Raw genomic sequence first — 15184 nt, forward strand, 5'->3', positions numbered from 1 at the left:
CCGCCCCCCCGGGGCGGCTCCTAGTCGACCAGGTCCCTGACGACGGCGTCGGCCAGGAGTCGGCCGCGCAGGGTGAGGACGGCGCGGCCGTCCGCGTAAGGACCGGCCTCCAGGAGGCCGTCCGTTACCGCGCGGGCGGCGGCGCGGGCGCCCTCCTCGGCGAGGAGGTCGAGGGGGCAGCCGTCGGCGAGGCGCAGTTCCAGCAGGACGCGCTCGACGCGGCGGTCCTCCGCGGTGAGGATCTCCCGCCCGGCGCCGGGTGAGCGTCCTTCGCCGAGGGCCTGCGCGTAGGCGCCGGGGTGCTTGACGTTCCACCAGCGCACGCCGCCGACGTGGCTGTGGGCGCCGGGCCCCGCGCCCCACCAGTCGGCGCCGGTCCAGTACAGCTCGTTGTGGGTGCAGCGCCCGGCGGGGGTGGTGGCCCAGTTGGAGACCTCGTACCAGGTGAAGCCCGCGGCGGCCAGCCGCTCGTCCGCGATGAGGTAGCGGTCGGCGTGCACGTCGTCGTCGGTCATGGGCACCTCGCCGCGCCGGATCCGCCGGGCGAGCCGCGTGCCCTCCTCGACGATCAGCGCGTACGCGGACACGTGGTCGGGACCCGCGGCGACGGCCGCGTCCAGGGAGGCGCGCCAGTCGTCGTCGGACTCCCCCGGCGTGCCGTAGATCAGGTCGAGGTTGACGTGCTCGAATCCGGCGGCGCGCGCCTCGGCGACGCATGCCTCGGGCCGCCCAGGGGTATGGGTGCGGTCCAGCACCTTCAGTACGTGCTGCCGCGCGCTCTGCATCCCGAACGACACCCGGTTGAAGCCGCCCGCGCGCAGTTCCGCGAGGTAGCCGGGGTCGACGGACTCCGGGTTGGCCTCCGTGGTGATCTCGGCGCCGTCGGCGAGGCCGAATTCCTCGCGGATCGCGGCCAAGGCGCGGACGAGGTCGGCGGCGGGCAGCAGCGTCGGGGTGCCGCCGCCGACGAAGACCGTCTCGACCGGGCGCGGGTCGTCGCCCAGGACCTTCCTGGCCAGCCGGATCTCGTCGGTGAGCACGTCCGCGTAGTTCTCGCGGGAGGCCAGGGCGCCGCCCGAGCCGCGCAATTCGGTGGCGGTGTAGGTGTTGAAGTCGCAGTAGCCGCAGCGCGTCGCGCAGTACGGCACGTGCAGGTAGAAGCCGAGCGGCCGGTCCGCCGCCCCGTCGAGCGCGTGCGCGGGCAGCGTCCCGTCCGCGGGCACGGGCTCACCATCAGGCAGTACGGAAGGCATCTGTCCAGTATCCGGTACGCGCGAGGTGCCCGAATCCGCACGGTCGCCGGCCTCGCTCGGGTCGCGGTCCCGATCCCGCTCGGATGCCGGTCGCGGCCCCGCTCGGGTCCCGGTCCCGGCCCCGCTCGGACGCCGGTCCCGGCGCGCTCACCTCGCCTGGAGGACCAGCAGCGCCAGGTCGTCGGCGGGCGGCGCGTCGTCGTACTCGTGGACCGCGCGCCGGATGCGTTCCGCGACGGCGACGGCGTTCAGCCCCACGCAGCCGCCGAGCGCCGCCGCCAGGCCGTCGTCGTCGTCGAACTGCCGGTGCCCGCGGCGGCGTTCGGTGACGCCGTCGGTGACGCACAGCAGTGTCTCGCCGGGGGTGAGGTCGAAGGACTCGCAGTCGTACCGCGTGTCGTCGCCGATGCCGAGCAGCATCTGCGGGCTCGCGGCCTCGCGTACCCGCCCGTCCGGGGTGAGGACCAGCGGCAGCGGGTGGCCTGCCGAGGCGAGCGTGCAGCGGGCGCCGCGGCCTGTGGCGTACGGCACGATCTCGCCGTAGAGCAGCGACAGGAAGCGGGCCTGGCCGCCCTCCCAGTCGCCGGTCTCGCCGATCAGGGCGGTGGCGGCCTCGTCGGCGAGCGCCTTGTTGAGGCGGTCGAGGACGTCGGGGACGCCGTAGCCCTCGCGGGCCAGCAGCCGCAGGACCGGGCGGGCGATACCGGTCAGCGAGGCGGCCTCGGGGCCGTTGCCGCAGACGTCGCCGAGGGCGAAGCACCAGCGGCCGTCGCCCGCGGGGAACAGGTCGTAGAAGTCGCCGCCGACCCAGTCGCCGGCCGTGGGCTCGTACACCACGGCGTGGTCGACGCCGGGGATGCGGCCCGCGGCGGGCGGCAGCAGGCCGCGTTGCAGGACGGTGCTGATCATCGCCTGGCGGGCGTACTGCCGCGCGGTGTCCACGGCGAGCGCGACCCGGCGCCCGAAGTCCTCGACCAGGCCGACGACCTCGCCCGGCAGACCGAGCAGGCCGGTGCGGCCGAGCAGCAGCGTGCCGTGCCAGCGCCCGGCGGCGACCAGCGGTACGGCCAGCGCGCCGCCGTGCTCCCACATGTCGTCGGTGGCCGGCCAGGGCCACGGCATGGCGCCGCCGAGGCGGGTGCCGGAACGCAGGCCCGGCGGGGGCGGGGTTTTCTCCAGTACGGCGCGCAGGCCGTCGATACGGTGCTCCGCGCCGTGCCAGACGCTGGACAGCCGTGGCCGGCCGCCGGTCCCGTAGAGCCAGACCGCGCACCAGTCCGCGAGCCGCGGCACGAGGAGCTGGGTCGCCAGCACGGCCACGTTGTCCTCGTCGAGCTGGCCCGCGAGCAGGTCGGACGCCTCGGCGAGGAAGGACAGTGAGCCGCGGTTGATCCAGTCGGAGTCCGCTTTCCGGGCGGAGCCGGAGGGCGCGGGCGCCAGGATCTCGGCGGCCCGCAGGCCGCGCCGGAGCGGCTCCTCGCTCTCGTCTTCGCTCTCTTCACTTCCTGCGGCCGGGGGCGGGCCGGTGAGGTCGAGGCGGCACCAGACGGTTTTACGGTCGCGGCGGTAGCTGATGCCCCAGGCGTCGGACAGGGCGGCGACGAGTTGCAGGCCGCGACCGCCTTCCCTGTGGTCGCCGGGGTCCGGCCGGTCGTCGCCGCGCAGCACCCGTGCCGGGTACTGGTCGGACACCTCGATCACCAGACCGGGCTCCCGCGACCCGCTGTCCCCGAACGCCTCCGCCGCCGCCTGCGCTCTCGTCTCCAGTCGGCACAGGACGTCCACGGTGGTGCCCGCGTGGATCACCGCGTTGGTCACCAGCTCGCTGACCAGCAGGATCGCGTCGTCCACGACCTGTTCGGTGAACGCGGCGGCCTCCGGCAGGCCCTGGCTCGTCCAGTCGGCGAGCGCGGCCCGCAGGAAGCGCCGGGCGGCGCCCGCCGCGAGCTGATTGCCGGGCAGCGTGGTGCCGGAAGCGGTGCAGGTGCTGATACCGGCGCCGGTACGGGTGCTGGCGGTACGGGTGCCGGTGCCCTCGCGGGGGCGTGGCGGGTCGAGCCTCACAGGCGGCTCCCGAGGATGCGGCGACAACGCACACACCGTGACACACCGAACCCGTCCGAACGCGCCGCGTGACCCCCGGGGTCCCCCGAATCGGTCCCCGCCCGGCCAACTCCGGGCGCGGCGCGCCCGCGAGGGGTACCCTGCGCGCCGCTCGCGGAGGCTCTCGCGGAGGCTTACGCCTCGCGCGCTCCGGCGTACATCTCCTCGATCAGCGGGGCGAATTCGCGCTCGACGACCGGGCGCTTGAGCTTCAGGCTCGGGGTGAGGTCGCCGTGCTCGATGTCGAGGTCGCGCGGCAGGACGCGGAATTCGCGGATCTGCTGCCAGCGCTGGAGGTTGTCGTTGACGCGCTGGACGTAACCGGCGATGAGTTCGCGGACCTCGTCGGTGCCGACGACATCGGCGTACGAGCGGCCTTCGAGGCCGTGCTCCGCGGCCCAGACGAGGATGGTGGGCTCGTCGAGGGCGAGCAGCGCCGTACAGAAATTCCGGCCGCCGCCGACGACCAGGACGTTGCTGACGAAGGGGCACACCGCCTTGAACTGTCCCTCGACCTCGGCGGGCGCGATGTACTTGCCGCCCGAGGTCTTGATCAGGTCCTTCTTGCGGTCGGTGATCTTCAGGAAGCCGTCGGGCGACAGTTCGCCGATGTCGCCGGAGTGGAACCAGCCGTCGGACTCCAGCACCTCGGCGGTCTTCTCCGGCAGCCCGTGGTAGCCCTGCATGATGCCGGGGCCGCGCAGCAGGATCTCGCCGTCCTCGGCGATCCGGACCTCCAGGCCGGGCAGCGCCTTGCCGACGGTGCCGGTGCGGTAGGACTCGCCGGGGTTGACGAAGCTGGCGGCGCTGGACTCGGTGAGGCCGTAGCCCTCCAGGATGTGGATTCCGGCGCCGGAGAAGAAGTAGCCGATCTCGGGGGCGAGCGCGGCCGAGCCGGACACGCAGGCGCGCAGCTTCCCGCCGAACGCCTCGCGGATCTTGGCGTAGACGAGCTTGTCGGCGATCGCGTGCTTGGTGCGCAGGCCGACCGGCACGGTCGGGACACCGGTCAGCCGCATGCTGTTCTGCGCGGCCTTGGCGTACTCGCGGGCGACCTCGGCCGCCCACAGGAAGATCTTGTACTTGGCGCCGCCGCCCGCCCTGGCCTTGGCGGCGACCCCGTTGTAGACCTTCTCGAAGATCCTCGGCACGGCGGCCATGTAGGTCGGCTGGACGACCGGCAGATTCTCGATGATCTTGTCGACGCGGCCGTCGACGGCGGTGACGTGGCCGACGGTGATGTGCCCGGCGGTCAGCACCTTGCCGAAGACGTGCGCGAGGGGCAGCCACAGGTACTGCACGTCGTTCTCGTCGAGCAGCCCGATCGCCTCGATGGCGCGCGCCATGTACGCCCAGCAGTCCTGCGGCAGCCGGACGCCCTTGGGGCGGCCCGTGGTGCCGGAGGTGTAGATGAGGGTGGCGAGCTGGTCCTTGGTGATGGCGGCGACGGCGTCGGTGACGGCGGCCGGGTGCTGCTCCAGGTAGGCGGCGCCGCGCTTGATCAGCTCGTCGAGCGACAGCACCCAGCCGTCGCCGTCCGTGTCGGCCGCCCCGGCCGCGTCCATGACCACGACATGCGTCAGCTCGGGCAGCTCCGCGCGGCGCTCGCGGGCCTTGGCGAGCTGCGCCGCGTTCTCCGCGATCAGGACGCGGCTGCCGGAGTCGGCGAGGATGAACGCGGTCTCGTCGGCGTTGGTGCTCGGGTAGACGGTGGTGGTGGCCGCGCCCGCGCACAGGATGCCCAGGTCGGCGAGGATCCAGTCGACCGAGGTGTTGGACGAGATCGCCACCCGCTCCTCGGGCCGGATGCCGAGGTCCATCAGGCCGGCGGCGATGGCGTAGACCCGCTCGGCGGCGGCGCCCCAGGTGAGCGCCTGCCAGGTGTCGGGGCCCTGGCCGCTCTCGGACGGGACGGGGAAGCGGTACGCCTCCGCGTCGGGGGTCGCCGTCACGCGCTCCAGAAAGAGCGTCGCCACGGAGGGCGGCCGATTCTCGATCAACGTCTGTGTGTCGGTCACGACAACCTCCGGGCCCGCGCCTGTGTTCTTAACTCACCAGTAACCTACGTCGGATCAGGGTAGAGGGCCGACGCCCGGCGCGTAAGAGGGGAAGGCCCGCCGGTTGCCCCGGATGCCCCGTTCGCCTCATCCCCTGCCGCTTCGGCCCCGGACCCCGCCCCTCACCTGCTTCTTCTACTTCTTCGCCTTCGACTCGCCCTCGGAGTCGGTCGACAGGACGGCGATGAACGCCTCCTGCGGCACCTCCACGTTGCCGACCATCTTCATCCGCTTCTTGCCTTCCTTCTGCTTCTCCAGCAGCTTGCGCTTACGCGAGATGTCACCGCCGTAGCACTTGGCCAGCACGTCCTTGCGGATGGCGCGGACGGTCTCGCGGGCGATCACGCGGGCGCCGATGGCGGCCTGGATCGGCACCTCGAAGTTCTGCCGCGGGATCAGCTCGCGCAGCTTGGCCACCAGCCGGACGCCGTACGCGTACGCCTTGTCCTTGTGGGTGATCGCGGAGAAGGCGTCCACCTTGTCGCCGTGCAGCAGGATGTCGACCTTGACCAGGTCGGCGCTCTGCTCGCCGGTGGGCTCGTAGTCGAGCGAGGCGTAGCCGCGGGTCTTGGACTTCAGGTTGTCGAAGAAGTCGAAGACGATCTCGGCCAGCGGCAGGGTGTAGCGGATCTCGACCCGGTCCTCGGAGAGGTAGTCCATGCCGAGCAGCGAGCCGCGCCGGTTCTGGCACAGCTCCATGATCGCGCCGATGAACTCGGTGGGCGCCAGCACCGTCGCCCTGACCACCGGCTCGTAGACCTCGGCGATCTTGCCCTCGGGGAACTCGCTGGGGTTGGTGACCGTGTGCTCGGTGCGGTCCTCCATGACGACGCGGTAGACCACGTTGGGCGCGGTCGCGATCAGGTCGAGTCCGAATTCGCGCTCCAGGCGCTCGCGGATCACGTCGAGGTGCAGCAGGCCGAGGAAGCCGACGCGGAAGCCGAAGCCGAGGGCGGCGGACGTCTCCGGCTCGTAGACCAGCGCCGCGTCGTTGAGCTGGAGCTTGTCCAGCGCCTCGCGCAGCTCGGGGTAGTCGGAGCCGTCCAGCGGGTAGAGGCCGGAGAACACCATGGGCTTGGGGTCCTTGTAGCCGCCCAGCGCCTCGGTCGCGCCGCGGTTCAAGGTGGTGATGGTGTCACCGACCTTGGACTGCCGTACGTCCTTCACACCCGTGATCAGATAGCCGACCTCGCCGACGCCGAGGCCGTCGTGCGGCTTCATCTCGGGCGACGAGACGCCGATCTCCAGCAGTTCGTGGGTGGCGCCGGTGGACATCATCTTGATCCGCTCACGCTTGGTGAGCTGGCCGTCGATGACACGGACGTAGGTGACCACGCCCCGGTAGGAGTCGTAGACCGAGTCGAAGATCATCGCGCGGGCGGGCGCGTCGGCGACGCCGACCGGCGGCGGCACGTCCTGGACCACCCGGTCGAGCAGCGCGTCCACGCCGACGCCGGTCTTCGCCGAGACCTTGAGCACATCGGAGGGGTCGCAGCCGATGAGGTTGGCCAGCTCCTCGGAGAACTTCTCCGGCTGGGCGGCCGGCAGGTCGATCTTGTTCAGCACGGGAACGATCGTCAGGTCGTTCTCCATCGCCAGGTAGAGGTTGGCGAGGGTCTGCGCCTCGATGCCCTGCGCCGCGTCGACCAGCAGGACCGTGCCCTCGCAGGCGGCCAGTGACCGCGAGACCTCGTAGGTGAAGTCGACGTGGCCCGGGGTGTCGATCATGTTCAGGATGTGCGTGCTGCCGGTGCCGTCGCCCGTGGTCGGCGCCCAGGGCAGCCGGACGGCCTGCGACTTGATCGTGATGCCCCGCTCGCGCTCGATGTCCATCCGGTCGAGGTACTGGGCGCGCATCTGGCGTGCGTCGACGACGCCGGTGAGCTGGAGCATCCGGTCGGCGAGGGTGGACTTGCCGTGGTCGATGTGCGCGATGATGCAGAAGTTGCGGATCAACGCCGGGTCGGTACGGCTCGGCTCCGGCACATGGGAAGGGGTCGCGGGCACGCAGGGTCCATTTTCTCGGGTCGGGCGGGCTGGTTGCTCGGGGCGAGCGGGGCTGGCGTAAGGGCTATCGTCCCATGGTTGCGGCACCGGCACCGGTTTGGGCCGTCCTGTGAACGGCTGGTAGCCTGGAGCACTGTGCCTCGTGCCCTCTAACCCGAGGCATCTGCTCGTTTCAGTACCAAGCGGCAAACCCCGAGCAGCACACCCCAAGCAGCAACCCAAGTATCAATCGAACCTGAGAAGGCTCTTTCGTGGCGAACATCAAGTCCCAGATCAAGCGGAACAAGACCAACGAGAAGGCGCGCCTGCGCAACAAGGCCGTCAAGTCCGAGCTGAAGACCGCGATCCGTCGCACCCGCGAGGCCGTGGCCGCCGGTGACGCCGAGAAGGCCACCGAGGCCGCTCGTCTCGCCGCCAAGAAGCTCGACAAGGCCGTCAGCAAGGGCGTCATCCACAAGAACCAGGCCGCCAACAAGAAGTCGGCGCTGGCTCAGTCGGTCTCCGCTCTCTGATCTCCGCTCTTTCGATTCATCGCGGGCAACCGGACCCAGCGGCCCCTCTACCGCCCGGACCCGCACTTCGCACCACCGCGGTCGCGCACGATCTGCGTTCGCCACGCGGGCGCGACCGCACCCAGTGAGAGCACTGACGTGAACCGCCCGTCCGGGAGTCCCGGACGGGCGGTTCTGTTGTCCGAGGGCCGCTGTCGGAGGGGTGCTGCCGCTGCACGAGGGGCGCTGCACGAGGGCCGCTGTCCGAGGGGCGCGCGGTCCGGTCTCCGGTCAGGAGCGGGCGCGGGACGCCTGGGCGATGGTGACGACGGCCTTCTCCAGGGCGTAGGCGGGGTCGGCGCTGCCGCCCTTGACGGCGGCGTCGGCCTCGGCGACGGCCCGCAGGGCGGTCGAGACGCCGTCCGCGGACCAGCCGCGGATCTGCTGCCTGACCCGGTCGATCTTCCACGGCGGCATGCCGAGGTCCCTGGCGAGCTGGCCGGGGTTGGCGCCGCGCGGCGCGGAGGCGAGCTTGCCGATGGCGCGGACGCCGGAGGCCAGCGCGAAGGTGATGCCGGGCAGCGGCTGGCCGACGGACAGCGCCCAGCGCAGCCGCTCCAGCGCCTCCGCGGTACGGCCGGTGACGGCGAGGTCGGCGACCTCGAAGCCGGTGGCCTCGGCGCGGCCGGTGTAGTAGCGGGCGACCACGGCCGCGTCGATGGTGCCTTCGATGTCGGCGACGAGCTGCGCGCAGGCGCTCGCCAGCTCCCGCAGGTCGCTGCCGATCGAGTCGACCAGGGCCTGGGTGGCCTCGGGCGTCGCGGAGCGGCCCAGCGTACGGAACTCGCCGCGCACGAACGCCAGCCGGTCCGCGGGCTTCGTCATCTTCGGGCAGGCCACCTCGCGCGCCCCGGCTTTGCGCGCCGCGTCCAGCAGCGCCTTGCCCTTGGCGCCGCCCGCGTGCAGCAGGACCAGCGTGATCTCCTCGACGGGCGCGGCCAGATACGCCTTGACGTCCTTGACCGTGTCCGCCGACAGGTCCTGCGCGTTGCGCACCACCACGACCTTGCGCTCGGCGAACAGCGACGGGCTGGTCAGCTCCGCCAGCGTGCCCGGCTGGAGCGCCTCGGGGGCCAGATCCCGCACATCGGTGTCCGCGTCGGCCGCGCGGGCCGCCATGACCACCTCGCGCACGGCGCGGTCGAGCAGCAGGTCCTCCTGGCCCACGGCGAGCGTGAGCGGAGCGAGCGGGTCGTCTGAAGCAGTCTTCCTGGCCATCGCCGCCCAGCATCCCACGGGGGTCGGACATCGCCGCACCGCGTCGGGGACACTGGTGCGGTGAGCGACGTACGACATGTGCTGGTGCTGCCCGACCGCGACGCCGCGGAGGAGGTCGCCGAGCTGCTGACCGCGCGCTTCGCCCTGCGCGAGGAGCCGCACCTGGTCCGGGACGCCCTCGCGGGCGAGGACGACGCCGAGGACGCCCAGTGGCTGGTGGTCGTCGAGGACAGCGACGCCCGCCTCGACACGTCGGCGCTGGACGCGCTGGCCGCGCAGTTCGAGGGCTGGCTGGAGTAGCGGGGCGGGGTACGCGGGGCGGGGTACGCGGGGCGGCGTGCGCGGGCCTACGTCGCTGCCGCCGCCCTCCGATCCGCCGCCGCTTCCGTCTCCGCTTGCGCTTCCGCCGCCGGGTCGGGCTCCTCGTCGGGGAGTTCGCGTATGCGCGGTATCGGCGAGGGCAGCAGCCACAGCACGCTGAGCAGGCCGCCGACGGTGGCGATCCACAGCGTCGGGCGCAGTCCGATCGCGCTGCCGAGGGTGCCGCCGACGAGCGCGCCGAGCGGGCGGACACCGTAGTTGACGGTGCGGAAGGCGCCGCTGACCCGTGAGCGCAGGGCGTCGGGTATGACGGCGCTCTGCAAGGAGCCGCTGGCGATGTCGAGCAGCATCAGGCCGAAGCCGGAGGCGAATTCGGCGGCGAAGAAGGCGGCGAGCAGCATCGGTGTCGGCCCGGTCGCCAACGGGATCAGGATCAGCGGCGCGGGGAACCCTATGAATCCCAGGACCAGGGTCGGCCCGACCCCGATCGACCGGGCGATCCGTCCGGTGAGCACCGCGCCGATCACGCTGCCGACCGCGCCGGCCCCGATGGCCATGCCCAACAGCCCCGCGTTCAGGCCGAGTTGTTCGACGGCGTAGAGGATCACCAGGGTGTGGAAGACGAAGTTGAAGAAGTTCACCGTCGCAGCCGCCGCCGCGAGCGGGCGCAGCACGCGGGAGCGGACGATGAAGCGCAGCCCCGCCGTGAAGTGCCCTTTGCGTGGCGGCGCGGCCGGTGGTTCCACCGGGTCTATCCGCGCGAGCAGCACGGCCGAGACCAGATACGAGCAGGCGTCGGCGAGCAGCGCCAGCGGTGCGGCGAGCACCTGCACGAGCAGGCCGCCGACGCTGGGGCCCGCCACGAACGAGAAGGCCCGGCTGCCGCTGGTCAGCGAATTGCCCCGCACATACTCCTCGGGGCGCACCAGCGACACGAACAGCGTGGCGTTGCAGACGTCGAAGACGACGGCGAGCGTGCCGACGGCGAAGGCGACCGCGTAGAGCTGCGCCAGGGTGAGCACCCCGAGGGCGTAACCCACCGGGAGCGAGACCATCAGGGCCGCCCTCAGCAGGTCGACGGCGATCATGGTCCGCCTGCGGCGACCGCGGCGGTCGGCCCAGGCCCCGGCCGGGAGCGAGAACAGCAGCGCGGGCAGCAGGCCCGCCATCGACAGCCAGCCCATCTGGGCCGCGTCGGCGTGCAGCACGAGGACGGCGGCGAGCGGAATGGCCAGGAAGGTGATCTGGTCGCCGAGCAGCGAGACGGTCTGGCCCGTCCAGTACCGCCGGAAGGGGCGCTGCCTGAGCAGTTCCGGCACCACGACGCTCACCTCTCCTCGGGGTCGGGTTCCGGAGGGCGGCCGTCCTCGGGGTGCTCGGGGTGCTCGGGGTCGACGTAGCCAATCTGGAGGTAGGGCACCCGCCGGGCGCCCTCGGGGCGGCGGGCCGGGTCGTTGATCCGGTCGGCGTACCGGGCCAGGAGCGCGTCGATCTCCTCGCCGAGCGCGGTCAGTTCGTCGGGCGTCACATACAGGGACGTGTCCGTGAAGCGCTCGGCCTCCTGCCACTTCCGGGGCAGTGCGCCGCGCGTCTCGATGGCCCGCGTCATCCGGTGGAAGTAGTTCTCGGCGACGGCTACCGTCAGCGCCTCGGCCGCCGACGCGACCGCCGTGTCCTCGGAGTAGCCGGGCCAACTCGTGAACTCGGCCGTCGCCCGCCACGGCTTCTCCCGCCCGGGTCCTGGCGGTGCCTCTTCCACCAGGCCGTACTTGGCGAGTATCCGCAGGTGGTACGAGCAACTGGCGACGGATTCGCCGGTCAGCTCCGCCGCCCGCGTCGCCGTGAACGGCCCCTCGCGGCGGAGCAGCCCGACGAGCGACATCCGCGTGGGGTGCGCGTAGGCGCGCAGGGCGCGCGGGTCGGTGAGCTGGACCTTGGACTCCATCGGCTTGTCCTCCATGTATCTAAAGCTATCTTTAGAAAGCTTCCCTTACAAGCACTCCTTTACAAAGAATCCTTTACATCCCTGCCCCCTTCCCGGCCACGCTCGTCCGCAGCTCCCCCCGCCCGTCCTCGGCCACCGCGATCGACCCGTCGGTGTCCGTCCGCAGCACCACCGCCCCCAGCGCCCGCAGCGCCGCGACCGTCCGGGCCGCCGGGTGACCGTAGGGGTTGTCCGCGCCGACCGAGATCACCGCGAGCCGCGGCCGCACCCGGTCGAACAGCTCCTCGTCCTGATACGCCGAACCGTGGTGCCACAGCTTCCTTGGAGCACATCTACTCACCTACCTTTGACACCATGAAGGCCACCACCGCCAGGGTTCGCCGCGTCGGCATCTACGTCCGTATCTCCGATGACCGCGAGGGTGGCGGTCTAGGCGTGAAGCGCCAGGAGGACGACTGCCGCCTCGCGGCTGCCGCGCTCGGCTGGAAGGTCGTGGAGGTGTACGTCGACAACGACGTGACCGCCGCCGACCGCCGGAAGAAGCGCAAGGGCTACCTGCGGATGCTGGAGGACGTGAAGTCCGGCCACATCGACGCCGTGATCTCGTGGCACCCGGACCGCCTGTACCGCCAGCCCGCAGAGCTGGAGGACCTGATCATCGTCGTGGAGGACCACAAGACCGAGATCGCCACCGTCAAGGCGGGCGACCTCGACCTGAGCACCCCCACCGGCCGGCTCGTGGCCCGCATGCTCGGCGCCATCGCCAAGTACGAGGTCGAGCACAAGCAGGAGCGCATCCTCCGTAAGGTCGAGGAGCTGGTCGCCGAAGGGAAGATCCACAACGGCGGCCACCGGCCCTTCGGCTACATTCGGCTGTACGACGGTGAAGGTCCCCGGCGGAAGGTGCTCGGGGACATCCGCAACGAGGAAGAGGTGCCCTACGTCCGAGAGTGGGCCGACCGGGCGCTGGAGGGCGAGAAGGTGCACAGCCTGGTCATGGACGCCATCAGCAAGGGCGTGAAGACCACCACCGGGGGCGACTTCACGTATCAGGGGATGCGGGCCATGCTCATGTCCGCACGGATCTCGGGCCGCAAGGAGCACAAGGGCTCCATCAAGGGGAAGGCCGTCTGGCCTGCGATCATCTCGGTGGAGAAGAGCGACGCCCTCCGCGCCCTACTGGACAAGCAGTCGGAGGAGTGGAAGGCCGAGCACGGTGAGCGGGACTCAACGGCGCTGAAGTACCCGCTGAGCGGCCTGGTGAAGTGCACCTGCAAGGTGCCCCACGTGGTCGGCGAACCCTGCGACTGCACGGAGCAGGGCAGGCCGCACAAGAAGATGCGGACCGGTCAGCGCGGCGACAAGGACATGGCGATCTACACCTGTGTCCGTGACGGTGGAGGTTGCGGCGGCCGGACCATCCAGATCCCCGACCTGGAGCCCCTGATCGAGAAGCTCCTGTTCGCTCACCTGGAGGCCATCGAGGTCGCGGCCGAGGAGGACCCGGACGATCCCCGGCCCGAGCTAGAGGCGAAGCTCGCGCGCTGGGAGAGGCGGAAGGCCGAGCTGGAGGAAGAACTCCTGGACGGCGACCGCCCGGCCCGGGAGATCCAGGACGCCATCGATAAGCTCAACGGACGGATGGCCGACGCCCGCAAGAAGGCCGCGGTGTACGGCGTCAAGGCCAACCTGCTGGAGATCGGCGCCGCTGAGCTACGCAAGGCGTGGACGGACTACTCCGTTCCCCGGAAGCAATCGACCTACCGTGGTCTGATCCGGGAGATCCTCATCCACCCCGCGACCCGGCCCTTCAACGTGTGGAACCCGGACCGGGTCGAGGTCTTCTGGCGGTAGGCCGACTCCCGCGCGTCCACGATGCCCTGGGCGAAGCTCTCTGCCGTCTGGCTGAACTTGGTCTCCTGCCTAAGGGCCGGCGGCAGTTCGATGCCGTCCAGCGGATTGTCGTCCGGATGATGGAACAGCTCGATGCGCGAGTTCCACGCGAAGCGGCGGTTCAGCTCTTTCGCCACCCCGACATCCGCCGGGAACATACCGTCATGGCCACCCGGCGACATCATGATGATGGCCGCCTGCCGGTCGATGGGAACCATGATCGCAGCGGCGTTGGCTAGGCCGACGCCGCTCCACTCCGGTGCGGAGGGATCACGGAGCAAGGTGACGGGGTGGTCGGAGAGCAGCAGTGTTTCGTGCTCGAACCTGCACAGCTTCCACGAGCGGGCCATCATCCACTCGTAGGCGGTGACCATCGCTTGGCCCATGGTGAGCAGGTGGTCGTTGACCGGCAGCTCAATGTAGTTGCTGGAGAAGTCGGCCAGCCCGTCCCAGATGGCATCTACCTCCTCGTCCGGGACTGGACCCTCGCCCTGCGCCTCCATGCCACGGCGCACTTCGGGCTTCCCACCAGCGGCGATCTGAAATTTCCAGAGATAGTCGGCGATCTCGTTGTTCGCCTGCCGCACCGCCGGAATCCGCGCGTACTGGGCCGCGATCCACTCACCCAAGACCGCCCGGTCGGCCATCGGCAGGGGCCACACCCGACCGTCAATCACCCTCGTGATCACCCTGGCGGCCTGGTCTTCAAGTTCGGCCAACAAGTTCTCGATCGTGTCGTCACGCTGCCCGGTCTTGTCCTGCATCGAGTAGAAGTGGCTCCGGACGGTCGCGTCAGCGATGCCGATGAGCTTGGAGCCACTTCCGTCGAGCGGGACCCGCATGATCCGTTTGCCGTCCGCGAACCGCCGCAGCAGCAGGCGGGGGACGGTGTGATGGTGACGCTTCAGTTTCCGCTTGCCGGGCGTCTCAGACACCGGGTTGGCCCTTCCGCCATGGCGCCGCCGGGTCGGTCAAGGTGTCGAGGATCAGCTCACACCAGGTCACGGCCGCGTTGACGGTAAGCCGTGCATGACGGACTCCGAGTCCTGACGGCGCACTGGCCTGCCCATGGCCGCTACCGAATCCCTGGTTGCGCAGCTCTGCGACGCCAACGGCGATGTTCACGGCACCGGACAAGATCTTCTTGATCGCCTTGCTGCCGTCTGGCCCCTCGGGCGCGGAAGCCGCGTCGAGCCGCAGCTCCTTGTGCACCGTGCTGATCAAGGAGGGCAGTGCGGCGTTCTTGTCCACCTCGATGCCCAGTTCCCGCAGAGCAGTCTTGGCCGTTGCCTCGATGAGCTGCTTCGCCGCGCCGATGGCGCCCTGGGGATCGGTGGTGAGGTCGCGCCTGATCCGCTCCAGCTCGATGACGATCCCGGAGGCGTCGCTCAGATCGCTCAGGTCACGAGCGAGCAGCGGCGGACTCTGCCACGTGATCCGGCCGTTTTCGTCGAGGGCGAAGCCGTCCCGCTCCAGGCGGACCCGGATGTCCGCCAGCCAGTTGTCCGTCGTCCAACCCTGGTTCTTACAGGTGCGGATGAAGTCCTCGAAGACCAGCAGTGCTCGGCGAACGTGGCTCTCGTCCGCCCAGTCCACGCCTTCCGCGTAGAGCATGAACTCGGTCCGCCTCTGTCCCGGGTCGCTGTACTTCAGCTTCTCCGGCGGCACAGGGGCGAAGCCGTGGTCCTCCCACAGCTCGGCCACGATACGGACGGTCAGATCCGTGGCCAGCGAGCGGAAGGCGTTGCGGACTGCCGGACTCACCAGCTCCCGGCGGGCAGTGACGGTCATGGTCTGAAGATACGAGGATCGGCACGATACCCGCCGAGATTTTAA

Annotated in this window: 13 protein-coding genes; 3 read left to right on the top strand and 10 right to left on the bottom strand. The window is 70.7% G+C overall.

The genetic code is table 11. The features are described from left to right. Positions 1-20: 20 nt before the first annotated feature. From hemW to lepA, 4 genes are all read right to left on the bottom strand, one after another. Positions 21-1253: a radical SAM family heme chaperone HemW gene (gene hemW, locus ACZ37P_RS08795; protein WP_467345660.1), complete on the bottom strand. Its 1233-nt coding sequence runs from the start codon at positions 1251-1253 to the stop codon at positions 21-23. 147 nt (positions 1254-1400) lie between these two features. After that, the gene (locus tag ACZ37P_RS08800; protein WP_467345661.1) at positions 1401-3317 is read right to left on the bottom strand and encodes a SpoIIE family protein phosphatase; all 1917 of its coding nucleotides are present in this window, start codon (positions 3315-3317) and stop codon (positions 1401-1403) included. A gap of 173 nt (positions 3318-3490) precedes the next feature. After that, positions 3491-5374 (bottom strand): AMP-dependent synthetase/ligase, encoded by a 1884-nt coding sequence (locus ACZ37P_RS08805; RefSeq protein WP_467345662.1) that lies wholly within the window; start codon positions 5372-5374, stop codon positions 3491-3493. Positions 5375-5548: 174 nt separating this feature from the next. Further along, the gene (gene lepA / locus ACZ37P_RS08810) at positions 5549-7420 is read right to left on the bottom strand and encodes a translation elongation factor 4 (protein WP_355348872.1); all 1872 of its coding nucleotides are present in this window, start codon (positions 7418-7420) and stop codon (positions 5549-5551) included. A 251-nt stretch (positions 7421-7671) separates the two neighbouring features. On the opposite strand from lepA, the gene rpsT reads away from it, so the two are divergent. Further along, positions 7672-7932, top strand: coding sequence for a 30S ribosomal protein S20 (gene rpsT / locus ACZ37P_RS08815; protein WP_188280821.1), 261 nt, complete (start codon positions 7672-7674; stop codon positions 7930-7932). Positions 7933-8202: 270 nt separating this feature from the next. On the opposite strand, the gene holA is transcribed toward rpsT, so the two are convergent. Next, positions 8203-9189, bottom strand: coding sequence for a DNA polymerase III subunit delta (gene holA, locus ACZ37P_RS08820; RefSeq protein WP_355348876.1), 987 nt, complete (start codon positions 9187-9189; stop codon positions 8203-8205). Positions 9190-9249: 60 nt separating this feature from the next. Here holA and ACZ37P_RS08825 point away from each other — a divergent pair, with 60 nt between their 5' ends. Further along, the gene (locus ACZ37P_RS08825) at positions 9250-9489 is read left to right on the top strand and encodes a hypothetical protein (protein ID WP_391047534.1); all 240 of its coding nucleotides are present in this window, start codon (positions 9250-9252) and stop codon (positions 9487-9489) included. Positions 9490-9536: 47 nt separating this feature from the next. Here the strand turns inward: ACZ37P_RS08825 and ACZ37P_RS08830 are convergent, their stop codons facing one another. Genes ACZ37P_RS08830 through ACZ37P_RS08840 form a run of 3 tightly spaced genes read right to left on the bottom strand, consistent with a single transcriptional unit; the run spans position 9537 to position 11795 of the window. Continuing rightward, positions 9537-10841: an MFS transporter gene (locus ACZ37P_RS08830; protein WP_467345665.1), complete on the bottom strand. Its 1305-nt coding sequence runs from the start codon at positions 10839-10841 to the stop codon at positions 9537-9539. Beyond that, positions 10838-11470 (bottom strand): winged helix-turn-helix domain-containing protein, encoded by a 633-nt coding sequence (locus tag ACZ37P_RS08835; protein ID WP_355348885.1) that lies wholly within the window; start codon positions 11468-11470, stop codon positions 10838-10840. The genes ACZ37P_RS08830 and ACZ37P_RS08835 overlap by 4 nt, the downstream gene beginning before the upstream one ends. A gap of 58 nt (positions 11471-11528) precedes the next feature. Next, positions 11529-11795, bottom strand: coding sequence for a ComEC/Rec2 family competence protein (locus ACZ37P_RS08840; RefSeq protein ID WP_467345667.1), 267 nt, complete (start codon positions 11793-11795; stop codon positions 11529-11531). Positions 11796-11809: 14 nt separating this feature from the next. Here ACZ37P_RS08840 and ACZ37P_RS08845 point away from each other — a divergent pair, with 14 nt between their 5' ends. Beyond that, complete coding sequence (locus ACZ37P_RS08845; protein WP_467345669.1) at positions 11810-13309, top strand: recombinase family protein; 1500 nt, start codon at positions 11810-11812, stop codon at positions 13307-13309. Here the strand turns inward: ACZ37P_RS08845 and ACZ37P_RS08850 are convergent. Further along, positions 13216-14283 carry a DUF4238 domain-containing protein gene (locus ACZ37P_RS08850; protein WP_467345670.1) on the bottom strand — a complete coding sequence of 356 codons (1068 nt, stop codon included), beginning with the start codon at positions 14281-14283 and terminating at the stop codon, positions 13216-13218. The two genes, ACZ37P_RS08845 and ACZ37P_RS08850, sit on opposite strands and share 94 nt — an antisense overlap. After that, complete coding sequence (locus ACZ37P_RS08855) at positions 14276-15139, bottom strand: abortive infection family protein (protein ID WP_467345671.1); 864 nt, start codon at positions 15137-15139, stop codon at positions 14276-14278. Before ACZ37P_RS08855 ends, ACZ37P_RS08850 begins: the two co-directional genes overlap by 8 nt. Positions 15140-15184: the final 45 nt, after the last annotated feature.

The organism is Streptomyces sp. NPDC024632, assembly GCF_055559175.1.

Excerpts from the sequence above, each read along its gene's own strand:
- hemW (WP_467345660.1), bottom strand. The coding sequence starts at position 1,253 with ATGCCTTCCGTACTGCCTGATGGTGAGCCCGTGCCCGCGGACGGGACG.
- holA (WP_355348876.1), bottom strand. The coding sequence starts at position 9,189 with ATGGCCAGGAAGACTGCTTCAGACGACCCGCTCGCTCCGCTCACGCTC.
- ACZ37P_RS08835 (WP_355348885.1), bottom strand. The coding sequence starts at position 11,470 with ATGGAGGACAAGCCGATGGAGTCCAAGGTCCAGCTCACCGACCCGCGC.
- ACZ37P_RS08845 (WP_467345669.1), top strand. The coding sequence starts at position 11,810 with ATGAAGGCCACCACCGCCAGGGTTCGCCGCGTCGGCATCTACGTCCGT.
- ACZ37P_RS08855 (WP_467345671.1), bottom strand. The coding sequence starts at position 15,139 with ATGACCGTCACTGCCCGCCGGGAGCTGGTGAGTCCGGCAGTCCGCAAC.